Here is a 20,819-nt window from a genome sequence, read left to right on the forward strand (position 1 = left end):
CCCTCCCTTACGCCACCTCCGCGCCGCACTCCGGACATCGGCGCAGGCCGGGCGGCTGCGGAAAGGGTAGATGCCGCGTGTCGTAGTTGCACACGATGCAGCAGCCGGGTCTGATGCGCGGCAGGAGCAGCCCCAGACTGGCAGTCGCCAGAGCAATGCTCCCCAGCACATTCGCTACGTCGGGCAGATGCGTCTCGGGCTGATACGTCGTCGCGAGACCAAACAGCGCCACCCCGGCCAGCCCAGCGATCAGGCCAAGCGCTGCACGCTTCCCGCACCAGCCGCCAATGCGCCGATCAAAGAGGCGAGGGCGGCGCCAGAGGCGCATCAACTCCATCCCCGACCAGGCGGTAACGATCGGCACAAGCACGAGCAGCGTGAGGATCCACGGCACGTCGTAGTACTCGAGCCGAGGCACGTTCCAGACGCTCTCGATCCAATACCGTTCGCCCTCCCATTCGGCGTACCACATCCAGCCGAACAGTCCGAGCCAGGGAATCGCCGTACCGATCAGATAGGCCAGCATGCTGCCACTCCGTCCGACGCGCCTTGCGAAGGCGCGCTACTCGAAGCCTCGTTTACCGTCGGGAGTATTCGTCAGTGTTTCGCCCCACGTGCGCACATCCGGCAGCGCGATCGCACCCATCCACATTCCGCCGCTCACCTGTTGCGGCGGCGCGGATCGCACCCAGCTGCGAATTCTGTCAAACAAGTTGAAGTCGCGCACGCTGGCGCAATTGCTCAGCGGATACTCTTCATGTTGACCGCTTCGCCACTGCGCGAATGCAGTCGCTGAGACCATCGCCGCCAGGGCCGCCGCCACGCGCGCGGCTGTTCGCCGCGCCCGAGCGCGAATGGCCGCCAGCCCGACCGGACAATCCTTCATCAGGATCGTCCCGTCAGTGCGGCGGAAGATGCGGCCACAGACCCGGCCGCCGCCCGTGTGCTCGCGCAGAAACGACTCCGCCTGCTCGCGCGTCATGGCTGAGAGGTTGTGCACATCCAGATTGCACTGGCTGCAGTGCCGCGTCACGTCGTCGCCGGCCATGTCCTCCCACTTCGCGGTGCACGGCGAGGCAATCTTGACTCGGTCCAGCAGCGAAAGGTGAATGTCGCTCGCCATGGCGCGCCTCCAGCGGGTGTGTGTCACCAATCATGACGCACTTGCCCCGGGGCGCGGTTTGGATTCTCGCCAGATTCCCGAAAAAAAGTACGGCAAGGGCCGCTCAACCTGCCGCGCAGCGGACCTGCACGTTGCGCCGCCGGGCGAGCGGGGGCACGTAGAGCGCCGCGTCGAGGATGGAAACGAGGTGCACGAGCCAGCCCAGCAGCACGAGCCAGAGCAGGGCCGCGAAGAGGAAGTAGAGCACCGCCGCCAGCAGCCGCCCCTGCACGAGCTGGCCCAGGCCGGGCACGAAGAACGAACACACAGCCGCAATCACGTTTCCCGTCGAACCCTGACCCACAGCCGTCTCCTTTCGGCGGATTGCCCCGCCAGAGAATTGTTGGGAACCGCCCGCCCGCCGTTTCGGGCCTCCCTGAGCGCCGAAGCGCGAGATAAAGCCCCCGCTCAGATCGAGCGGGGGCTTGCGTTCGGTCGCATCAGACTCGTACCCAGCGATCAGTTCTTGTACTTGACGCCGCAGCCGTAGGGTGTGGTCTTCTCAGGCGTCACCGTCTCACCCGCGACGATCTGCCGCAGCGCGTTGACGACGTAGTTCGTCCGGTCGGTCTTGCGGCCGTTTGGATCATCATCAAACGCGCCGGAGTAGCGCAGCACGCCCTTGGAGTCGATGACGTACATGTGCGGCGTGGTCTTGGCGCCGTACAACTTGCCAACCGTTCCTTCGCTGTCATCCAGCGCGGGGATGTCCTCGGCCAGCTTGTACTTCTTGAGGTAATCGACGCTGTCCTGCGCCGTCATGTTCTTGGTGCTGTTGATGGCCAGGTGCACGAAGCCCTTGTCGATCGCCTTGAGTTCGGTGCGCATCTGCTCGACGAGGCCGCTGGCCATCACGCGCCTGCACACCGGGCAGCCCGGGTTGATCCACTCGAGCACGATGTTCTTGCCCTTGAGGTCGCTGAGTTTGTGCTCCTTGCCGTTCACGTCCTTGAGCGTGAAATCAGGCGCGGCCTGCCCGATCACCGCCGGCTGCTGCGAGCCGCTCGCCGCCCCCGGCGGGTTCATCATCGCCGCAGTCATTCCGAGCAGGGCCACGAGGCCGACACTGGTCCAGAGACTCAACCGATTCCGCGTGTGCATGGCTTCTCCACTTTCGTTGTTGTGTTGATGGATGTTGCCGCCCGAAAGATGCCGGATGGCCGGGTGGGAACCGCGCAGACCCGATCGTCTGCGACGGTCTCGCCGCTGCTGTTGTACCGCTCATCGGACCGCCGGGATCACAAGAAAAGCGGAAAGATCGCGACATTCACCGCCACGGCCGCGCCGCCGCAGCGGGCCATCGGCTCGCATAAGTCGCTCTACTACAAGTGGTTATTCTTCATCAGGTCTTGACGATCCGGCGGCCTCGCCGCTGGCCGCCAGCGCAGGCGCACCGCCGAGAACATCCACCCGGCTGAAGCGGTCGAGGTTGCACACCACGATCTCGCCATCGCGCCGGCGAAGCTCAAGCCGGTCGAGCCACAGCCGGTCGTCCTTGGAGTGGGCAAACCACGAGCCGGTCTTCGCCTGCCGATAGGCCACCACCTCACCCTCGACAGTGGTAGTCCAGGTCGCCTCGCCTTGCGGGATCTGCTGCGTCACCCGCACGTGCTGTCCGACGGTGAAGGGAGGAACGGCTGTAGCCATGGCCCCATCATAACGCCGCCGCGCCCCAGCCGCCATCGGGAAGTCACCCTGCACCCGCCCTCGCCTATGCTCAACCCATGGCTGACCTTACCTGCCAGACCGCCGGAGAATCACACGGCCCGGCCCTGACCGCGCTGGTCAATGGCCTGCCCGCCGGCCTGGCCGTGGATGTCGATTTCATCAACGCCGAACTGCATCGGCGCCAGGGCGGCTACGGCCGCGGCGGCCGCCAGCGCATCGAGTCCGACGCCGTCACCATGCTCGCCGGCGTGCGCCGCGGCGTCACCACCGGCGCGCCCGTCGTCATGCAGATTCCCAACCGCGATTCGCGTCTCGATGATAAGACGAAAACCCCCGCCGTGCACCGGCCCAGGCCCGGGCACGCCGACCTGGCGGGCAGCGTCAAGTGGCTCACCACCGACTGCCGCGACACGCTCGAGCGCGCCAGCGCCCGCGAGACGGCTTCGCGCGTCGCCGCCGGCGCTCTGGCGCGCTGCCTGCTCCGCGAGTTCGGCATCGAGACCTTCGGCTTCGTGCGCTCGATTCATGCCATCACCACCGACGCCGCGATCGCTGGCGATCAACTTGACGCGTGGCGGCGGAAGCGGGATGCGAGCGAGGTCTACTGCCCCGATGACGCCGCAAGCCAGGCGATGATCGAAACCATTCACGAAGCGAAGAAGGCAAAGGACACCGTCGGCGGCGTCGTCGAGGCGCACGTCTTCGGCTGCCCCATCGGCTTGGGCTCGTGCATGAACTGGCACGAGAAGCTCGACTCGCGCCTCGCCGCCGCGGTCATGGGCATCCAGGCCTTCAAGGGCGTCGAGATCGGCCTGGGCTTCGAAGCCACGCGCCGCTTCGGCTCGCAGGTGCACGATCCCATCGAGCATGACGCATCTCGAAAGAGCGAACCGTCGCTCGGCTTCACGCGCCCGACCAACAACGCCGGCGGGCTCGAAGGCGGCATGACCAACGGCATGCCCATCGTCGTCCGCGGGGCCATGAAGCCCATCAGCACACTCCTGCGCGGCCTTCCCAGCGTCGATCTCAACACCAAGCAGCCTGAAATGAGTCAGTACGAGCGCTCCGACATCTGCGCCGTGAGCGCCGCCAGCGTCGTGATGGAAAACGTGATCGCATTCGAAGTGGCCCGGGTGCTGCGCGAGAAGTTTGCCGGCGATTCGCTCATCGAGATGCGGGCCAATTATGACGCCTACCTCGATCACGCGAAACGATTGCCGCTGAAGTGAGACGCATGTAGGGTGCGGCGGAGGCTCTGCTAAACGCACCATTCCGCGCTAATCCCCGTCACGGAGAACCGCATGCACAGCGCTGCCGACACTTCCTGCGCATCGATCGACGTGCGGCCCGCGCGCCCGCAGGACGCCCAGGCCATCGCGGCGATGGCTCGAGAGCTAGCGACGGCTCATCTTGATTATGACCCAAGCCGCTTCTACCTGCCCAACGACATTGAGTCGGTGTACAGGGACTGGCTCTCCCGGGTCGATCCCGCCGGCGACCTGCTCGCGCTGGTGGCCATGCAGATGCAGCCCGGCGCCGGGGAGCGTCTCGTCGGCTACACGATCGCCGAGCATTACGCGGCCGCTCCGCACTTCTGGTCTCCTGCCCACGTCTTTGTGCACGACATCTGCGTCGATCGGGATTTGCGCAACGCGGGCGTCGGCCGGCTGCTCATCGATCACGTGGCGCAGTGGGCCCGCTGCCGCGGCGCCGTGCACCTGCGCGGCCTCGTGGCGGCGAGCAATACCCGAGCTCGCGACTTCTTCAAAGGCGTGGCGTTCCGCGAGGCGGCTGTCGAAGTGACGCGAGACCTTTGAGCAGACGGACGGCTCAGGCGCGTGGAGCGCTGGGCCGCGCATCCACGCTACTGATCTGAGTCCTTTTGTGAGCGCCGCCCATCCCAGAGGATCCAGTCGACGTGCATTGGTGGATTCGGCATCCTCCACGAATACCGCGGCACGTTCAGTTGTTGATATTCCGTCTCGGCCGGCTTGCCACCGTCGTCGATGCGATCAGAACCAATCGAGTAGAGCAGCGGTCCCTCGTCGCTCAAGCGATAGCGCAGCGGCTGACCATCGAAGCGATCAGCTGGGACCGCGGGGAGCAGTTCTGGCACGAGTTGGTCGAGCGACTGCGGGTAGACCCCATTTCGCCGGCGATAGAGCTCGAGTGCAATCGCCGTGAGTGTGGCGTCGCGCCGCTGCATGACTATTTCTGCCTGAGTTGCAGCGCGGCCCACCGCCGGCAGAAGCACATACAGCGGTATGTACTTGCGGTAGTACGCTTCGTCCGCCAGTTGCTGCTCAAAGGCATTGCCGGGAACAGTTTCCCATTGCCACATGGGAATCGCCGCTTCCTGGTTCATCTTTGCCAGCTGCCGTTCAAACTCCTCCACCACCTCGCGCCGGCTGCCGATGAGCTGTGCCGCCAACGGCGCCTTGAGCAAGTCCAGCGCGCCCTTGCCCTTGCTTCGTTCCATCAACGGTACGTCCGGCCCCAGTTGAAGCAGCAGTCTGATACCTGCGTCTGTCAGTCGGCCATCGCCATCGCCGTCATCGGTGTAGAGGCGCTGCATCATGTCCTGGAAATACGCGCGGTGCGTTTCAAATCGCAGTCGAATCGGCCCTCCGCCGGAAAACGTCGCGAAACGATGAGCCAACCCGGTCAGTTGCGCTTCGTCAAACGCGGCGGGCGATTCGATAAGGATTTCATCGATGGCGCGCGAGACGGAGAGAAGCACATCCAGGGCGAAAATCTCCGCGACAAACATCGGCGATTCGCGAAACTGCGATGCCATGTCCATCAACGCCACAAGATCAGACCGGGCGCGGGAGGCATCACCTTCGGCAACCGCAAGGCGAACATCGGCCAGCAGCAGGCGCGTCAGCGGCCTCGTTTCGGAGACCCCCATCGGTGAACCCCATCCGAAGATCTGGTCTTCCTGGTCCGCACTGCTCGACTGCCTGCCTGTGAGCATCGCCAGGTGCGTCCGCAGCCCCGCATCATCAGTGGTCAAGGGAACTCCGAGATGGGGGCGTGCCGCTCCTCGACGCGCCAGTTCGAGCGCATTTTGATGCTCATTGAGATAGGCGACCATGGCGGGCCAGCCCGCATCCTGCGGCGACACGATCGAGCGGCCATCGGAAGACGTCGGCGGCGGCGCTTCGAGCGAGAGCAGCGCATCGCGATAATGCGGCCAACCGCACTCACTCTCCGGCAAAGCCAGAATCGACGCATTCGCTTCGGCCGTGAAGTTCCGGCTGATCTCCGGCGCACCGGCATAATACCGAGCGACCATCGCCATCCAGAGTACGACGACCAGCGCAACGGCAAGCTCAGCAGCTTGCACGGCTCGCCGCCACGCCTGCCAGATCAGCGGCCTCTGGCGCTTCTTGGCGCGGCGGATGAGTTTCGCGGCGCAGCGCGAGTCGCCGAATTCCCGCACCACTTCATCTGCCGTCGCCGTGCGCTGCAGCGCATCGTCGAAGTGCGCGATCAATTCGCGCGCGACATCCGCCTTCTCCTGCCGCCAGAGGCGGGTTCGTTTCACCAGTGTCCTGACGAAATCGCGCAGCGCCTGCGGCACATCGGAGGCGTCGATGAGCGCACCGGCCGATGGCCGCCGTCTCGGCAATCCCGGCCACCGCCGCCCCACGACCAGCCGCGGCCCCACCGGCGTGAAGAACACCTTCCACCACAGCGAATCCGTCGAATCCTGCCGCGCGTTCACAGCACGGCCTCCGCGCGCGGGCTCGGCGCAATCCCCAGCGCCGCCATTGCGCCGCTCAGCGCCGCCCACTGCTTCGCATCGCGCGCCAGCCGCTTGCGCCCGGCGCCGGTCAAGCGGTAGTACTTGCGCTGACGCCCGGAATCCGCCTCGCGCCACTCCGCGGCGATCAGCCCCTTGGCCTCGAGGTTGTAAAGCAGCGGATAGAGCGTGGACTGGCCCATGTCGAGCACGCCGTTCGTCTGCCGCGAGAGGGCTTCGACGAGTTCGTAGCCGTACATCTCGCGCCGCTCGAGGAGTTTGAGCACCGCCAGCGGCCCGGCGCCGCGCATGAGTTCGCTTTCAATCCGCATCGCCGCTTCTCCTGTTGGACCTCACATACTATGCGTCACATAGTAATTGGTCCAGCGCGCCTGGGGGGGCTTTTCGGACCATTCTCCGACGCGGCTCTGACGGCTGTTCGGGCTTGCCCGGTGCTTTGACTGCGGCCGGGGGCGGGGTGTGCTCAACAACCGCCGCGGCCCGCTCGATACTGGCCGCATGGGTGGATTCCGCAAGATCAAGCCGGCTCTGTACCTCGCCATGACCTGCGTCTCGCTCTACGGGGCGGCGCGCCTCGTTGAGCCGCTGCTCGTGCTGCGGGAGAAGGGTCTGGGACCGCAGGCAGCGCTCGGCCTGCTCACCGGCGCGGCCGGAGCCAAAATGAACTCTGACATCGCCAAACAACTCCCGGCGGGCGCGGGCGATCTCAACAGCCTGCTCGCCCGGGCCGGACTCGCATCGTCTGATGGAACCGCGGCTGATGCCGCGCCGGCCGAGCCGCGCGAGATCATCATCCGCGACGTGCGCTTTGTCGATCAACCGCGCGCCCACCGCGACCTGTTCGCCGCAGCGATCGAGCATCAGAGCAAAGGCCAACTTGAACAGGCCGAGTCGCTCTACCTGCAGATTCTCGCCGCCGACCCCGATGACACCGGCGTGCACCGCAACCTCGCGGTGCTCTACTGCCAGATGGAGAAGTACGAGCAGTCGTGGCGCCACGTGCACGCACTGCGCGACCTCGGGCGGGAGATGCCCGAGGGGTTCATCGACGTGCTCCGCGCCGCGATGGAGGAACCGGGTGCGTGAGGGAGTGATGGGGTGAACGGGTGACGGGATGAGGGGGTGACGGGGCCTCCTCGATGCCTCGCCGCTTCTCCCCGCATATGCTGTGCCGGATGGACAACCGGCCGCTCAACCTTCTCGCCATCGCCCTGCTGCTGCTGCTCGCCGCCGGCGCGGCTGGCTGCGCTTCGCGCGGGCCCACCCGCGTCGAAGTCCGCCCCGCCAACTATGACGCCGCATTCGACGCCACTGTGCAGGCACTGCGCGATGAGCAGTTCCTGCTCGACCGCATCGATCGGCGCCTGGGCGTCATCACCACCCGGCCGCGGTCGGCCAGCAGTTTCCTCGAACCGTGGAAGGGCGACAACTCAAACGTCGCCCAGGCGGTTGAATCAACACTGCAGTACCAGCGGCGGATCGTGCGCATCGAGTTCGAACCCGTCGGCGGCGTCGCGGCCGAGACCGGCCCGGATACGCTGCCCCCCTTCGGCCAGGTCAGCCCCGCCGAGCCGTTCTTCATCCCGGCGGAGCATCGCGGCACGCTCGTTGTCAACGTCCGCTGCTTCGTCGAGCGCTCGCACCGGCCGGGCCTGCAGGTGCCCACGATGGCGGTGCGCAAGAGCAGCGTCACCGTGGACCCGTCGCTGCGCGAGCGCGGCATGACCGCTCAGTTTTGGGAGCCGATCGCGCGCGATGCCTCGATGGAGTCGCGCCTCAAGCGGCGCATCGCGGATAAGGCCGGCGCCACGGTGCAGGTCAGCGAGCCGGCGCCGCCCGCGCCTTGAGTGCCGCTCTGAACTCTGCCGCCATGGCGCCCTTCACTTCATCCATCGGCGGTGCCGCAGGGCCGAGCAGTTGCTGCAGGCTTGTCACCGACCTTCCCATCAGGCCGCAGGGCACGATGGTGCGGAAGTGCTCGAGGTTCGTCGACACGTTGAGCGCCAGGCCGTGCATGGTGATCCACCGTCCGACACGGATGCCCAGGGCGCAGATTTTCGCCCCGCCGCCGCCCGCCGTGCATAACTCGCCTTCGCCCGCCCCGCCGACCCACACGCCCGTCGCGCACGCGTCCCGATGCCCCTGCACGTCAAAATGCGCCAGCGTGGCGATGACGACACCCTCAAGCCAGCGCAGGTACGCCGCCACTCCCAGCCCGAGCCGCTGCAGATCAAGAATGGGGTAGACGACCAGTTGGCCGGGCCCGTGGTAGGTGATGTCGCCGCCGCGATCGGTTTCGCAGACCTCGATGCCCAGCCGGGCCAGTTCGCCCGGCGGCGCGAGCAGGTGACCCCCTGCGCCGGGCCGGCGGCTCACGGTGATGACGGGGTCATGCTCGACGAGCAGCAGGAACATCGGCGCATCCGCCTGCCCCCGCTGCCGGGCCGCCAGCAGGACATCGCGCCGGCGGAGCTGCTCTTCGTACGCCTGCGCGTAGCGCATCCGCCCGAGGTCGATGACCTCCAGTTCGGCTCCCGCGCTGCCCGCCTGCACCGGCACGGTCGATTGTAGAGCGAACCTGCGCGACTACGATTCAGGCTATGAAACGAATCGATCCCAGCGCGGTCATCGGACCTGAGGTGGAACTGGCGGACGACGTCGAAATCGGCGCCGGCTGCCGCCTTGAAGGCCGTATCACCATCGGCCCGGGCACGAGCCTCATGGGCTACAACTTCCTGCGCGGCCCGCTGTCCATCGGCGCCAACAACCGTTTCTATCCCTTCGCCTGCATCGGCTTTGAGCCGCAGGATTACAAGTTCGACCCGTCGCGAGCCGGGGCCGGCACGGTCATCGGCAACGACAATATCCTCCGCGAGCACGTGACGATCCACCGAGCGACTTCCGAGACCGTCCCCACGCGCATCGGCAACAACAACATGCTGATGGTGGGCTCGCACGCGGGGCATGATGCGTGCGTTGGCAATCGCTGCATCTTCGCCAACAACGCGCTCGTCGGCGGTCACGCGGTGATCTACGACGGCGTGAATCTCGGGGGCTGCGGGGGCGTCGCCCAGAAAGTAGCCGTCGGGCGATTGGCCTTCGTCTCCGGCACGGTCGGCATCACGCGAAACGTCCCTCCATTCATGATCTCGCGATCCTTGCGCACCGTCGGCGGGATCAACATCGTCGGCCTGCGCCGCTCGGGCATGAGTCGCGACGAGATCGATCAGGTCAAGTGGATCTTCCGCACGCTCTTTCTCTCGCGCAACACGCGACCGACCATGGTCGAAACGCTCAGAGAGCGAGCGACTGAATCCCCCGTCGTCGCGGAGACGCTGGCGTTTCTGCAGACGCACGCCGGACCGATCGCGGAACTCGAAGCGGGCAAAACCTCGCGCGAAATGACCGAAGCCGACGGCGTGGCGGCGCTGAGTGATTAATGGCCATATCTTCGGACATCGGGGCCGTTTCCGGTTGACACAACCGCCCCGCCGAGTACCCTGCACCCACGGAGGACACGCCACATGACAAGGATGTCTCTGTGCGTCCTCGGCAGCGGGTCCACGGGCAACTGCAGCGTGCTCGTGTGCGAAGACCCCGCCGGGCAGCGCACCGTCACGCTCATCGATCTCGGCCTGAGCCCGCGCGAAACCGGCCGCCGGCTCGGGCACGTCGGCCTGCGCCTCACCGACGTGCAGGCCGCGCTCATCACCCACTTCGACTCAGACCACTTCTACCAGGGCTGGATCAACGCCAGCCGCAAGTACGGCATCACGCTGCGCTTCCACCGGCACCATCGGCCATACGCCCATCGCGCCGGGGCCACTGTGATGCGCTGCGACTGCTTTCACACCACGTTTGATCTGGCCGAAGGCGTGCGCGTCCGTCCCGTGCACTTCGCCCACGACGAGCACGGCACGGTCGGCTACCGCTTCGACTCGCAGGCGGGCTCGATCGGCTTCGCCACCGATCTCGGCAAGGTTCCCGACGACCTGTATGACCACTTCAGCAATCTCGATGTGCTCGCGTTCGAGAGCAACTACTGCCCCGTGATGCAGCGCGAGTCGGACCGGCCGATCTTTCTCAAGCGCCGCATCATGGGCGGCAGCGGCCACCTCTCCAATGAACAGTCCTTCGAGGCGGTGCAGCGCATTGCCACCACGTCGCGCCTGCAGACGATCTGCCTGCTCCACCTGTCGCGCCAGTGCAACGACCCCAAGCGCGTCGAGGAAATCTACGAGGCCGCCCCGCAACTGCGCGACAAACTCGTGATCTCAACGCACGACCGCCCCACTCCCTGGATGCGGCTGAAAACGACGACCGCCCAGCGACCGGATCGGTGCCTGTTTACGAACGCATCGATCGCCAGCACGAAATGATCAACGCGACCAGCCCGACGCGCGAGCGAGGACGAATGTCGTGCCACAAACTCTGGGGCCGCAGAGGACGTTTCCCGATTAGTCAAGCAGATCGGCGAGTCGCGACTGGAGTCTGATCTCCTCGACAGGAGTGCCAGAATTCACTGCGATGAGTTCGCGGACGCGCTGCACAATCCTCACATGATCGGGATCATCCGCCCTTGCGGGCCATTCGCACATCGCGAGCCAGATCGCCGCGCGCTCGATGGTCTCCCATTCGCGAGGAATGCCGCCGTGGAGTCTCCAGCTCTGACGCCGTCCGGCAACACCGAGAACGATCTCCCAAGCCGACACCGCAACAGCGACCACCAACATGAGAAGGAGACCGTCCATTGCCGCCCGCAATAACAAGGGCGCTCCGAGTCGGCGGGCACCAATATTCAACAGTACAAAGAACCCACATGCGATGACTACTGCGATGGTTGTCATCGCCGCGGCAACGATTCGGCCCCAAGTCGTCGATTCGAGTTCCGGTACAGGCATACCTCCCGCGCGCAGCTCGCCGAAAGTCGCGAAACGATTGTCGGCGGGGATGATGTCAGCGAGCCGAGTGTCGGGCAGCAGCGTGGATGGTTCAATCTGGACAATGGCCGCCATTCGCGAACAGAGCGCCTGAGCCGCGAGGCTAACGGCTTCGCTTTGTACTTCTTGATCGTCCACGCCCACTTCACTCAGCCTAGACCGAGATGATGACGTAGTAGATCGCGCCGTGTGTTCTATAATGCGCGCCGGCGTCGCGCAATACGCCGGGATCATGCCACACAATCGTGAGAGCATTCCGACTCGCCCCATCCAGCGCAGACCAAAGATCACTGTTAGCCAACCAACCAGCAGCATCGGCGAAGCAAGGATGATCACCCACTCGGGCGACATCGCGAACTGCATGGCGATCCCGACAGCCAGAACCACAACCGCAAGACATGAAACTGGAAAGAGGAGTCGTCCGAACCAGGACCATCCCAACGGGGGAAGCTCGAAGCCCGCATCTCTCAAGTCCTGCCAGACGGCTACTCGCTGATCGCTCGGGATTATGCGGCACAATTCCGTATCCGGGCGAATCAATCGCTTCTCGACCAGCACGGAATCGGACAGGACCTGACGGAGTCGGTAAAACAGCGGCACCTGCTGACGAATGCGGTCGCGACGTCGCTCGCTCGTCAATCCCGTGAACCGCTCCTCGGCGCGTTTCTTGTTCGATGCATCCGCAGTCTTCGCTTCGATCGCACAAACCATGTCCTCGACCGTTGCGATCAGCGTCCACTCCCGATCTGAGAGGGTGATGCCAAACTCGCTCTCAACCAGCATGACCAGTTCAACGCCGTCGAGTCCCATGGTGGAGAATCGTACCACGACGCCATCTCAATGCCCGCCGCCCTAGCATCCCCCGACACCGATCATGCGCATAATCACCCAACTCCAATCCGACCTCGCCGAAGGTTTCGCCTCATTCCACGGGCAGTTGATGCACCGCACCTGCCCCCTTTGCGGCCAGGACAACGCCGGCGCCCCCGCCCTGTTCCCATCGCTGCCATGGCACATCCGTCAGTGCGCCGCCTGCTCGATGGTCTACCTCGAAAACGCACCCACGTACGAATTGCTCAGCGACGACTCAGCCGCGTGGCAGCGGTCGTGGCGTGAAGAAAAACAAAGGCGGGCGAAGCGCGAACCCGTGCTGACCGCAGCCCGGAAAATCACGCACGGCGTGCGCGACGCCATCAAGCCGCGCGACAAGCTCACCGCGCTCGTCAAGCGTTACATCCCGCGCGGCACTGTGCTCGATGTCGGCTGCGGCGTCGGGCACCGAGCCGAGCGCTTTCCGGCCGCGGTCATTCCGTTCGGCATCGAAATCGAAAAAGCAGCCGCCACGCGAGCCAATGCCCTCTTTGCCGCGCGCGGCGGCCGCGCGTTCTCCGCGCCCGCTCTCGCCAGCCTCGACGCGTTCCAAGATGTTTCATTCGACGGCATGGTCATGTATGCCTACCTCGAGCACGAAGTCGAGCCTGCGGCGGTACTCCGCCGAGCGTTTGCCAAGCTTCGTCCCGGCGCGCCGCTCATCATCAAGGCGCCCAACCACGGCTGCGTCAACCGTTCCGTGCGCGGCCTGCGCTGGTGCGGCTACCGATTGCCCCACCATGTCAACTACTTCACGCCGGCGACGCTCGCGCGCATGCTCCGCGACGCCAAGTTCGACATCCTCCGCTTCAATGCACTCGACCGATTTCCAACCAGTGACAACATGTGGCTCGTGGCCCGGCGGCCGCGCTAGTCCACCAGCTTCGGTCACGAGCCGTATCAATTGCCGATGAACGAGACGACCGATGCAAACCCGCTCCGCGTCCCCGCCTTCTCGCCTGACCCTTCTACAATCCCGCCATGCAAAAGCGTCGTCCAACCCGGCTTGTCAGCGTCGGCGATGAGCGCGTCGGCATCGTCCGCATAGGCGGCGGGCTGCCCGATGCCCAGGGCCGCCCCACCGAGCCGGCTCCCGTCTCCGTCCAGACCATGACCGCCGGCTACACCTACGACATCGACGCCTGCGTCACCGAGATCAACCGCCTCGCCGCGGCCGGGGCCGACATGGTCCGCGTCGCCGTGCCCGAGCGAGTCGACACGCAGGCCCTGCCTGAGATTCTCAATCAGACGCGCGTGCCCATCGTCGCCGACGTGCACTTCCACTACAAGCGGGCCCTCGAAGCCATCGAGGCGGGCGTGCACAAGATCCGCCTCAACCCCGGCAACATCTCCGACCGCGACCAGGTCAACGCCGTCATCGACGCCTGCAAGGAGCGCGGGCTGCCCATCCGCGTGGGCGTCAACGAAGGCTCCATCATCGAGCGCAAGGACAAGCAGAAGCGACTCAAGGAACTCGGCGAGTTCTTTTCCGACCAGAAGCACGGCCGGCTCATCGCCATCATGATCGCCAAGCTCGAAGAGTACCTCGAGATCTTCGAGTCTCGCGACTTCCACGACGTGGTCATCAGCGCCAAGTCGATCGACCCGGCCGTGGTCATTGACGCTTACACCGCTATCAGCGAGCGCTTCGACTACCCGCTGCATCTGGGCGTAACCCACGCCGGCCCGCGCGAGACCGGGGCCGTGCGCAGCGTAATCGGCATCGGCACGCTATTGGCCAACGGCATCGGCGACACGATCCGCATCAGTTACGCCAACGACTCCGTCTTCGAAGTGCAGGACGGCCTGGAGATGCTTTACTGCCTCGGCCTGCGCGAGCGCAAGGGCGCTGAACTCATCGCCTGCCCGACGTGCGGCCGCATCCAGGTCGATCTCTACAAGCTCGTGCAGGATGTTCGCCGCAAGCTCGCCGAGGAGATCGCGCTGCCCATCAAGATCGCCGTCATGGGCTGCGTGGTCAACGGGCCGGGCGAAGCGGAAGGCGCGGATGTCGCCATCTTCGCCGGCGACCGGCGCGGCATCATCTACGTGCAGGGTGAGAAGGTCGCCAACATTCCCGAAGAGGAAATCCTCGAGCGCCTGCTTCACGAGTGCAAGGTCTTCGAGGCGCGCGTCCAGCGCGGCGAAGCGAAACTCGGCGAGAAGGTCGTCGACATCATCCCCCCCGACCCCATCGGCGAACTCGGCAGCGGCGTGGACATCATCGCCCGCAACCGCACCGGAAGCGGCGTGCAACTGACCGTGGACGGGCAGTAAAGGGCGCGATTCTCGCTGGAACGCATCGCACGATTCGCAGAGCCTCATTGTTGGCGTGGTCGCGCCACACGCCCACGATGAGCGAGTCTTCAAGCGAATCGTGGGGTGCATTTCCTGAACTTCGAAACTTTTCCGCTACAGAATCGGTTTCTACCCTCGCCCATGTCTCCTCCGCTTCACTGGTTTCACGTGGAGTTCAACACTTTCGGCACCTGGCTGCCCGGCACCCTCGCGGCTTTCGTGATCACGATCATCGCATCCACTCCTCGGGCGACTACCGCAACCCGCCGCCGCCCCACGAACATCAAGCCCTCAACCTCGCTGTTCAATCCGCGCTTCACAAAGACGCCGTACGTCTGGATCGCTCGCAGCGCGTGACAGCCGGCAAGTGCCTGCGCGATTCGCTGGACGAGCAGGGGCTGCACGTTCGCGCGATCGCGGTCGTTGCCAATCATGCTCATCTGCTTGTGAGTGCGGCCGTCGACGAAGCCGCACTTCGCAAGGTCGTCGGCAACGCCAAGCGCAAGTCATCGCACCCGATTGCGAGCCGAGATCCCGGGATCACTCTGGCAGCGCAAGATCGGCGTGGATCCGGTGCGCGATGAGTCGCATCTGTCCAATGTCGAGCGCTACATCATTGATCATGCCCGGCAGGGCGCATGGGTCTGGCGCGCCGGCGATCCCAGAGACTGAACGCATCCCACGATTCGCAGAGCCTCATCGTGGGCGTGGAAAAACGGAGCCGCCCCGGCGAACTCCCCGGGGCGGCTCTTGAGGCAAAGATTGCCTTCCGCGGTTACGGGATGTTGTCCACGTTGCTGGTCGAGCATGATGGCACTTCGATCAATTGCAGGTAATGGCCGCACGCGCTGGTGCCTGCATTACCTGAAACGGTGCCGCTGCCGTTGGGACCGGTGCCGAACGAGTTCACGAGGCGCACCTGGCCCTGGATGCCGAGCATGGTGCCCTGGCAGGCGCCGTTCGGAACAGTCGTGCTGCCTTCAGACTGCCCGAAGACGAGTCCCTGCTGGGCCGAAGGAGTCGCGCCGTTCCACTCGACGGTCAGGGTGCCGGGGCACGTGCCGCGAACGGTGAGGCGATAGCCGCCCGCCTCGTGGAACGTCACATCATCCATCACGTAGAAGCCTGGCGAACCGGTGAGGACGACGGTGTCGCAAACACCGGAGTAACCCGTTGCGAGCCAGGTCGGACCCGAGCCGTCGCCAAGATCGAGCGTGGCGCTCGTATGCACGAGCACGTTGTTGCTGTACAGCGTGAAGCCGATGGGCCGGAAGCCGCGGTTCGTGCCGTAGCCCGAGAAGTAGGCGCCTTCGACCACGACGTCGCGGCCGAACTTGAACGTCTGCAGCGAGTAGCTGTAGACCCTGCACGGGGGCGAATTGGGGTTGTAGGGCGGCTGGGAGGCGTCGTAGTAGGTGAAATCGCCCCAGTCCGCGACGGTGCCGTAACCCGGCGGCACCGGCGCCTGCCCCTGCAGGTCGTCAAAGTTGATCACATCAGCAGAGGCCGTCAGCGCCCCCCCCAAGGTGCACACCGCCAGCAGCCCCATCAAACGACGCAGTTTCATGAGATCCTCCTTCTTGAATCCCGACTCGGCCGAAGCCACATACGACACGGGCGTACACAGCCCGTCGCGACCGCCAGAAGACACCGCCGACAGGCGCGCGGTTCTCAGGCTGCTTCCCATTGGGTCGGGGTTAGCCACGTGCCCAAAATGTACACGATTTCGGGGTCGGGACGAGTTAGATTCGGGCAAGAAGTACGAAGATTGTGTGTTTTTACCTCGCGTCAAAGCAAGCCGCCCCGGCAGGCGGTGCCTGCCAGGGCGGTGGTGGTTACGTCGCGGAACCGCTTCGGGATCGTTTTACAACCCCGCCACGTTGGACGTGGTGCAGGTCTGGATGTCCAGCGCCTGCAGGAACACGTTGCCGCAGGCGTTCTGAGGCACGTTGCCGCTGATGCTCGCCTGGCCCTGGTTGTTGGCCGTCGGCGAGGCGACGAGCACCGCGGTGCGATCCAGACCCAGCGTCGTGCCGGCGCAAGGATTACCCTGCGGGATGCGCTGGCTGCCTGTGCCGGTGGCCCGGATGAACGCGACGCGCCCGCCGGGCGTGGCGCCGCCAGCCGTCGCCGTCATCATGCCCGGGCACGTGCCGCCGATCGCCAGCGACAGCGGCGGGCTGATCCGGACCAGTTTGCCCGTCGTGTCGAAGGGCACGCCGGTGTTGTTGGCCAGCGCGTAGATCTCGCCGTTGGCATCCTGGCCCATGCCGAGGATGAAGAAATCCACCTCGCCGCCGCCCGCGATGCGGAACTCCTGGATGCCGTTGTTCTCATCCAGGTGCAGCAGACGGCCGTCGTTGTTGAACTGCTGGCCGAACTCAGCGAAGATGTACGTTCCATTGAGTGCGGGCATGGCGTTGCCTCGGTACACGAAGCCGCCGATGACCGAGATGCCTTCATCGTGATCGTACTGGGCGATCGGGTCGGTGAGTCCCGGGTCGATCATGCCGTCCGGATCGGCCGCGTATCCCGACCTTGCTCCGTTGCGCACGAAGCGGAACGTGCCCTCGCGCAGGTTCCAGCCGTAGTTGCGGCCGGATTCGATGATGTTGACCTCCTCGATGTCGTTCTGACCCACGTCGCCCAGCAGCAGCGCGCCGCTGACTGAATCGAACGAGAAGCGGAAGGGGTTGCGCAGTCCGTACGCGAAGAGTTCATCAAGACCGTCGGCATTCACGAACGGATTGTCGCCGGGAATGCCGTACTGCCCGTTGGCGGAGTTGTTGCCCTGGGGGTCGATGCGCACGACCGAGCCGAGGATGGTGTTCTTGTCCTGCCCGTTGCCCTTGCAGCCGTGGCCCTTGACCATGACGCCGAAAGGATCGATGCCCGTGTCCTGGTCGTCGGCGTTGCCGCCGTCGCCCAGCGAGATGTAGAGCATGCCGTCAGGACCGAAGTTGACGCAGCCGCCGTTGTGATTGAACTGCGGCTGATCGATGCGCATGAGCACCCGGGCGCTGTTCGGATCGACCGTCGCGTTCGGATCGGTCGGGTTGTTCACGCGCCACTCGATGATCACCGTCTGGTGGTTAGGGTCCGTGCCTTGGGGCATCGTCGAAAAGTCGGCCGGCGGGCCGTTCGGGTCAAACGGCTCGGACGTGTAGGTGTAGAGCAGCCCGTTGCTCGCGTAGCCGGGATGGAACGCGACGCCCAGCAGGCCGCGCTCGTCGAACGTGCCCTGGCCGAAGATGCCCAGCGGCACGAGCCGGCTGCTGGCGTCGAGGAAGGTGCTCTTGGCGCCCGTCGAGAGATCAACGTTCCAGATGATCCCGGTCTGATCGCTGACATACAGGCGCCCCGCGATGCCGGGGGCCGGGGCGGCCCAGTTGGGCGCCGTCATGCCATCCGCCACCGTTTCGAGTCGAACGGTATGGCCGCTCAGCGGAATCGGGCCGGGCAGCGGGTCGCTGATCGGCTCAGGCTCCACCTGGCCGCGGATCTCGCCGCCAGGGTGATTGCTCGTGTGCACGTTGACGTACCACAGGCCCTGGATGATCTGGTCGCGCTGCTGGCTGGTGACCACCTGCGAACCGACCTTCGGGCTGCCCAGCGGCAGGGTGATCGAAGGCGGGGCCGTCTGGCAGAGTGCCGCAGGCGCGTGGAAGTGCGCGGCCGTCTCGCCGCTGCTCAGGTTCTCGTAGGAGAAGTTCCACGAGAAGAGGTTGTTGGACAGATCGAGTGTGGCGGTACCCAGCCCCGTCGCCATCGTGTCCACGGGCGGCACCTCCTGCGAGCCGTCCAGCGTCAGATTGAAGTTCAGCACCTGCGCGTGCGACCAGGCGCAGGCGCAAAGCACGACCATCGACGTCGCCACGCGGCGCACGATGGTCAGCGGATGTCGTCGGTTGAGCAGTGTCATGTTGGCGTTCCCTTTCTCTCGAAGTTGCAGCAGGCTCACGGATGTGAAACCCCGATCGCGGCAGATGGATCGCGCAGCGCACCGGTTCGCCCTGCGCGCGTCAGCCGTCTTCACTCAGTTGTGCCCCGGGAATCAATCGGAGGGCGACCCGCCCCCACGAATCAGGGATGATGCGCAGGCCGCCCGTCCGCACACTTATGTCGGCGGCCGCGCGCCGTCTTGCAGCATTGCCGGCAGAATGCCAGCCGTTGCGCCGCGTCGAGCCTTACCGCCCGCCGCCCTGCATCATCTCCAGCATCTTGCGTGTGCGCTCCAGATCGGCGCGACCCATGCCCGCCTCGGCCAGATCGGCCGTGATCGCCGGCAGCCAGAAACCGCCCACGTGCCGGTAGCCGCACTCAGCCACCAGCCGCTTTTCCATGTCGCCCATGTGCCCGGCGCCGTAGACGATGCCGATCGACTGCGGCACATCCTCGGCGGCCAGCACGCCCTTGAGATCTTCGATCACGACTTTGTTGCGATCAACCACGATGACGCGCATCATCTCGGCCATGCCCGGCGGGAGTCCCTTGCCGTCGGCGAGATTCTCGATGTCGGTCGCCCGCATCGTCTCGACGAGCATGACCTTCATCATGGCCTTCATGGTCGGAACCTTTTCGATGATGCCCACGACGACGCGCGCCGCCATTCCGGCAAATGACGATCCATCGAGAATCTTGAAGAGAAACGACGCATCCCCACCCGCCGCCGCCACGCGCTCCTGCACCTGATCGATGGTGAGATCGCTGTTGCGATACGTCGGCCCGTCGTGATGGAGCGCATCGAGCTGGAACGCCAGCCCCAGCGCCTGCGCCATGCGCGATTGCAGACCGGGGTCGTCGCCCGTCTCCGCGGCCGTCAGCGGCGTCTGGTCGCTCAGCGCCAGGTCCGCGTCAAAGCCCGTACCGCCCTCGCGCCCATCGGCGCCGAGGCTGCGCAATTCGATCGCATCATCCCCTGCCGAGTAGAGCAGCGGCCGGCCCCATGCGTCGTTCATCGACGAGCGCACCCACGTCGCCTGCTCGCCGCCTTCGGCCTCGAGCGCCTTGACCAGATCGTCGATGCTCGCCGGGTACGCTCCCGCCGCCTTGTGCTGGCGCGCGGCCATGATAGCGATGAAGCGGATCGCCGACTCCGTGCGCCGCACGCGCGTCGGGTCGTCAGCGGCCTCCATCCCACCCGTGCCGCGCGGCTTGACGCCTTCAAAGAGCACGAGATCCTGGGCATCGAGAAACTGCTGGAGCAGCGCATAGAACGTCGGCTCGGCGATGTGCATGGCGCCCGCCAGCGCGACCGTCGGACCCTCGCCCTGCGCCGGCGCGAACAGCCGCACGGCGATGTCAAGACGCATGTGCGTGTCGTCGACATCCACGACGCGCAGGTATGGTCCTGAGCCGCTCCACGCGGCATCCTGCGCCGCTGCCGGCGCCGCGAGACAGGCAAACCAACCCAGCGCGCCGATACAGGTGGCGGCCACACGATTTCGAAGGGTCATTTTTCTGCTCCCGTCACTTGGTCGCGCCGCCCGCGCCGGTCAGGCCGTGCTGGGCCGCGGCGATGATGGATTCCATCCGACGATACGCCCGCTCCACCTGTCCCTTGAAAATCATGTACGGAAACAGCGTGACCAGCGCGACGATCAATCCCGCCGCCGTAGAGATCAGCGCCTCGGCGATGCCGCCGGAGATCTCGCGCGGGTCGGTGATCATCTGCGAAGTGCCGAGCAGTTCAAAGCTGCTGATCAGCCCCGTCACCGTGCCGAGAATCCCCAGAAGAGGCGCCGCGGTGATGATCGTTGAGAGCGTGGGCATGAACCGCTCGACCGCGGGACGCAGTTCCTCGATGCACTCGATCGCCACCGCGTCGCTGGCGCTCTCGCCCAGCAGCCGCGACGCGAGCATGGCGTAGACGCTGCGCCCAGCCCGCTGCGCCAGTCGCTCGGCCTCGGCTCGGTTGCCCGTGCGCAGGGCGGTATTGAGGCGATTGAGCCGCTGCCGCCGGCCGGGGCTGTGCAAGGTGACCCAGAACCAGCCGCGCTCGATGCACAACGTGACGGAAACGACGCTGAGCAGCAGCAGCGGCCACATGACCCAGCCGCCCCGCACCATGACCGACGAAAGTGATTCGAGCGTGCCACTGGGCATCCGCGGA

General features: G+C 65.4%; 24 protein-coding genes. 10 read left to right on the top strand and 14 right to left on the bottom strand.

Annotation, left to right across the window (positions count from 1 at the left end; translation table 11 throughout):
* Positions 1-7: 7 nt before the first annotated feature.
* From IT430_03075 to IT430_03090, 4 genes are all read right to left on the bottom strand, one after another.
* Positions 8-526, bottom strand: a complete 519-nt coding sequence (locus IT430_03075) for a hypothetical protein (GenBank protein ID MCC6906900.1) — start codon at positions 524-526, stop codon at positions 8-10.
* A 36-nt stretch (positions 527-562) separates the two neighbouring features.
* A complete protein-coding gene (locus IT430_03080; GenBank protein MCC6906901.1) occupies positions 563-1,123 on the bottom strand; it encodes a hypothetical protein in 561 nt (186 codons plus the stop codon).
* A 103-nt stretch (positions 1,124-1,226) separates the two neighbouring features.
* A complete protein-coding gene (locus IT430_03085) occupies positions 1,227-1,466 on the bottom strand; it encodes a hypothetical protein (protein ID MCC6906902.1) in 240 nt (79 codons plus the stop codon).
* 155 nt (positions 1,467-1,621) lie between these two features.
* On the bottom strand, positions 1,622-2,263 hold the full coding sequence (locus IT430_03090; GenBank protein ID MCC6906903.1) for a redoxin domain-containing protein: 642 nt from the start codon (positions 2,261-2,263) through the stop codon (positions 1,622-1,624).
* Here IT430_03090 and IT430_03095 point away from each other — a divergent pair.
* Positions 2,258-2,515, top strand: coding sequence for a hypothetical protein (locus tag IT430_03095; GenBank protein MCC6906904.1), 258 nt, complete (start codon positions 2,258-2,260; stop codon positions 2,513-2,515). The two genes, IT430_03090 and IT430_03095, sit on opposite strands and share 6 nt — an antisense overlap.
* Here the strand turns inward: IT430_03095 and IT430_03100 are convergent.
* The gene (locus IT430_03100; GenBank protein ID MCC6906905.1) at positions 2,495-2,809 is read right to left on the bottom strand and encodes a hypothetical protein; all 315 of its coding nucleotides are present in this window, start codon (positions 2,807-2,809) and stop codon (positions 2,495-2,497) included. The genes IT430_03095 and IT430_03100 overlap by 21 nt on opposite strands.
* Before the next feature lie 77 nt (positions 2,810-2,886).
* On the opposite strand from IT430_03100, the gene aroC reads away from it, so the two are divergent.
* Together aroC and IT430_03110 are read left to right on the top strand one after the other, a co-directional pair.
* Positions 2,887-4,059 (top strand): chorismate synthase, encoded by a 1,173-nt coding sequence (gene aroC / locus IT430_03105; GenBank protein ID MCC6906906.1) that lies wholly within the window; start codon positions 2,887-2,889, stop codon positions 4,057-4,059.
* A gap of 72 nt (positions 4,060-4,131) precedes the next feature.
* Positions 4,132-4,647 (top strand): GNAT family N-acetyltransferase, encoded by a 516-nt coding sequence (locus tag IT430_03110; GenBank protein ID MCC6906907.1) that lies wholly within the window; start codon positions 4,132-4,134, stop codon positions 4,645-4,647.
* 47 nt (positions 4,648-4,694) lie between these two features.
* Here the strand turns inward: IT430_03110 and IT430_03115 are convergent, their stop codons facing one another.
* Together IT430_03115 and IT430_03120 are read right to left on the bottom strand one after the other, a co-directional pair.
* A complete protein-coding gene (locus IT430_03115; GenBank protein MCC6906908.1) occupies positions 4,695-6,560 on the bottom strand; it encodes a hypothetical protein in 1,866 nt (621 codons plus the stop codon).
* Complete coding sequence (locus IT430_03120) at positions 6,557-6,910, bottom strand: helix-turn-helix transcriptional regulator (GenBank protein MCC6906909.1); 354 nt, start codon at positions 6,908-6,910, stop codon at positions 6,557-6,559. Before IT430_03120 ends, IT430_03115 begins: the two co-directional genes overlap by 4 nt.
* A 187-nt stretch (positions 6,911-7,097) precedes the next feature.
* Between IT430_03120 and IT430_03125 the strand changes: the two genes are divergently transcribed.
* Both IT430_03125 and IT430_03130 read left to right on the top strand, forming a co-directional pair.
* Positions 7,098-7,685, top strand: coding sequence for a hypothetical protein (locus IT430_03125; GenBank protein ID MCC6906910.1), 588 nt, complete (start codon positions 7,098-7,100; stop codon positions 7,683-7,685).
* 89 nt (positions 7,686-7,774) lie between these two features.
* Complete coding sequence (locus tag IT430_03130) at positions 7,775-8,446, top strand: hypothetical protein (protein MCC6906911.1); 672 nt, start codon at positions 7,775-7,777, stop codon at positions 8,444-8,446.
* Here the strand turns inward: IT430_03130 and lipB are convergent.
* Positions 8,418-9,158, bottom strand: coding sequence for a lipoyl(octanoyl) transferase LipB (gene lipB, locus IT430_03135; protein ID MCC6906912.1), 741 nt, complete (start codon positions 9,156-9,158; stop codon positions 8,418-8,420). The two genes, IT430_03130 and lipB, sit on opposite strands and share 29 nt — an antisense overlap.
* Before the next feature lie 41 nt (positions 9,159-9,199).
* Between lipB and lpxA the strand changes: the two genes are divergently transcribed.
* Positions 9,200-10,039 (top strand): acyl-ACP--UDP-N-acetylglucosamine O-acyltransferase, encoded by an 840-nt coding sequence (gene lpxA / locus IT430_03140; GenBank protein MCC6906913.1) that lies wholly within the window; start codon positions 9,200-9,202, stop codon positions 10,037-10,039.
* Positions 10,040-10,123: 84 nt separating this feature from the next.
* The gene (locus tag IT430_03145) at positions 10,124-10,978 is read left to right on the top strand and encodes an MBL fold metallo-hydrolase (protein ID MCC6906914.1); all 855 of its coding nucleotides are present in this window, start codon (positions 10,124-10,126) and stop codon (positions 10,976-10,978) included.
* 78 nt (positions 10,979-11,056) lie between these two features.
* Here IT430_03145 and IT430_03150 read toward each other — a convergent pair whose 3' ends face one another.
* Positions 11,057-12,349 (bottom strand): hypothetical protein, encoded by a 1,293-nt coding sequence (locus IT430_03150; GenBank protein ID MCC6906915.1) that lies wholly within the window; start codon positions 12,347-12,349, stop codon positions 11,057-11,059.
* Between the two features lie 64 nt (positions 12,350-12,413).
* On the opposite strand from IT430_03150, the gene IT430_03155 reads away from it, so the two are divergent.
* Both IT430_03155 and ispG read left to right on the top strand, forming a co-directional pair.
* Positions 12,414-13,283: a class I SAM-dependent methyltransferase gene (locus IT430_03155; protein ID MCC6906916.1), complete on the top strand. Its 870-nt coding sequence runs from the start codon at positions 12,414-12,416 to the stop codon at positions 13,281-13,283.
* Positions 13,284-13,390: 107 nt separating this feature from the next.
* Positions 13,391-14,686 (top strand): flavodoxin-dependent (E)-4-hydroxy-3-methylbut-2-enyl-diphosphate synthase, encoded by a 1,296-nt coding sequence (ispG, locus tag IT430_03160; protein ID MCC6906917.1) that lies wholly within the window; start codon positions 13,391-13,393, stop codon positions 14,684-14,686.
* Between the two features lie 185 nt (positions 14,687-14,871).
* Here the strand turns inward: ispG and IT430_03165 are convergent, their stop codons facing one another.
* Positions 14,872-15,141 (bottom strand): hypothetical protein, encoded by a 270-nt coding sequence (locus tag IT430_03165; protein MCC6906918.1) that lies wholly within the window; start codon positions 15,139-15,141, stop codon positions 14,872-14,874.
* An 85-nt stretch (positions 15,142-15,226) separates the two neighbouring features.
* Between IT430_03165 and IT430_03170 the strand changes: the two genes are divergently transcribed.
* Entirely contained in the window at positions 15,227-15,379 is a 153-nt protein-coding gene (locus tag IT430_03170; GenBank protein MCC6906919.1) for a hypothetical protein, read from the top strand.
* Between the two features lie 103 nt (positions 15,380-15,482).
* Here IT430_03170 and IT430_03175 read toward each other — a convergent pair whose 3' ends face one another.
* From IT430_03175 to IT430_03190, 4 genes are all read right to left on the bottom strand, one after another.
* Positions 15,483-16,274, bottom strand: coding sequence for a hypothetical protein (locus IT430_03175; GenBank protein MCC6906920.1), 792 nt, complete (start codon positions 16,272-16,274; stop codon positions 15,483-15,485).
* Between the two features lie 297 nt (positions 16,275-16,571).
* Positions 16,572-18,629, bottom strand: a complete 2,058-nt coding sequence (locus IT430_03180) for a PQQ-dependent sugar dehydrogenase (GenBank protein ID MCC6906921.1) — start codon at positions 18,627-18,629, stop codon at positions 16,572-16,574.
* 265 nt (positions 18,630-18,894) lie between these two features.
* Positions 18,895-20,163, bottom strand: coding sequence for a type II secretion system protein GspG (locus tag IT430_03185; protein ID MCC6906922.1), 1,269 nt, complete (start codon positions 20,161-20,163; stop codon positions 18,895-18,897).
* A 13-nt stretch (positions 20,164-20,176) separates the two neighbouring features.
* The gene (locus IT430_03190) at positions 20,177-20,812 is read right to left on the bottom strand and encodes a MotA/TolQ/ExbB proton channel family protein (protein MCC6906923.1); all 636 of its coding nucleotides are present in this window, start codon (positions 20,810-20,812) and stop codon (positions 20,177-20,179) included.
* Positions 20,813-20,819 lie beyond the last annotated feature (7 nt).

Source organism: Phycisphaerales bacterium, assembly GCA_020852515.1.
Classification (GTDB): domain Bacteria; phylum Planctomycetota; class Phycisphaerae; order Phycisphaerales; family UBA5793; genus UBA5793.

Bases quoted from the DNA above. Each gene is read 5' to 3' on its own strand.
- IT430_03130 (MCC6906911.1), top strand. From the start codon at position 7,775: ATGGACAACCGGCCGCTCAACCTTCTCGCCATCGCCCTGCTGCTGCTG.
- IT430_03100 (MCC6906905.1), bottom strand. From the start codon at position 2,809: ATGGCTACAGCCGTTCCTCCCTTCACCGTCGGACAGCACGTGCGGGTG.
- IT430_03090 (MCC6906903.1), bottom strand. From the start codon at position 2,263: ATGCACACGCGGAATCGGTTGAGTCTCTGGACCAGTGTCGGCCTCGTG.
- ispG (MCC6906917.1), top strand. From the start codon at position 13,391: ATGCAAAAGCGTCGTCCAACCCGGCTTGTCAGCGTCGGCGATGAGCGC.
- IT430_03075 (MCC6906900.1), bottom strand. From the start codon at position 526: ATGCTGGCCTATCTGATCGGTACGGCGATTCCCTGGCTCGGACTGTTC.
- IT430_03080 (MCC6906901.1), bottom strand. From the start codon at position 1,123: ATGGCGAGCGACATTCACCTTTCGCTGCTGGACCGAGTCAAGATTGCC.
- IT430_03145 (MCC6906914.1), top strand. From the start codon at position 10,124: ATGACAAGGATGTCTCTGTGCGTCCTCGGCAGCGGGTCCACGGGCAAC.
- IT430_03110 (MCC6906907.1), top strand. From the start codon at position 4,132: ATGCACAGCGCTGCCGACACTTCCTGCGCATCGATCGACGTGCGGCCC.
- IT430_03180 (MCC6906921.1), bottom strand. From the start codon at position 18,629: ATGACACTGCTCAACCGACGACATCCGCTGACCATCGTGCGCCGCGTG.
- lpxA (MCC6906913.1), top strand. From the start codon at position 9,200: ATGAAACGAATCGATCCCAGCGCGGTCATCGGACCTGAGGTGGAACTG.
- IT430_03185 (MCC6906922.1), bottom strand. From the start codon at position 20,163: ATGACCCTTCGAAATCGTGTGGCCGCCACCTGTATCGGCGCGCTGGGT.
- IT430_03150 (MCC6906915.1), bottom strand. From the start codon at position 12,349: ATGGGACTCGACGGCGTTGAACTGGTCATGCTGGTTGAGAGCGAGTTT.
- IT430_03120 (MCC6906909.1), bottom strand. From the start codon at position 6,910: ATGCGGATTGAAAGCGAACTCATGCGCGGCGCCGGGCCGCTGGCGGTG.
- IT430_03175 (MCC6906920.1), bottom strand. From the start codon at position 16,274: ATGAAACTGCGTCGTTTGATGGGGCTGCTGGCGGTGTGCACCTTGGGG.
- IT430_03190 (MCC6906923.1), bottom strand. From the start codon at position 20,812: ATGCCCAGTGGCACGCTCGAATCACTTTCGTCGGTCATGGTGCGGGGC.
- IT430_03125 (MCC6906910.1), top strand. From the start codon at position 7,098: ATGGGTGGATTCCGCAAGATCAAGCCGGCTCTGTACCTCGCCATGACC.
- IT430_03165 (MCC6906918.1), bottom strand. From the start codon at position 15,141: ATGATTGGCAACGACCGCGATCGCGCGAACGTGCAGCCCCTGCTCGTC.
- aroC (MCC6906906.1), top strand. From the start codon at position 2,887: ATGGCTGACCTTACCTGCCAGACCGCCGGAGAATCACACGGCCCGGCC.
- IT430_03155 (MCC6906916.1), top strand. From the start codon at position 12,414: ATGCGCATAATCACCCAACTCCAATCCGACCTCGCCGAAGGTTTCGCC.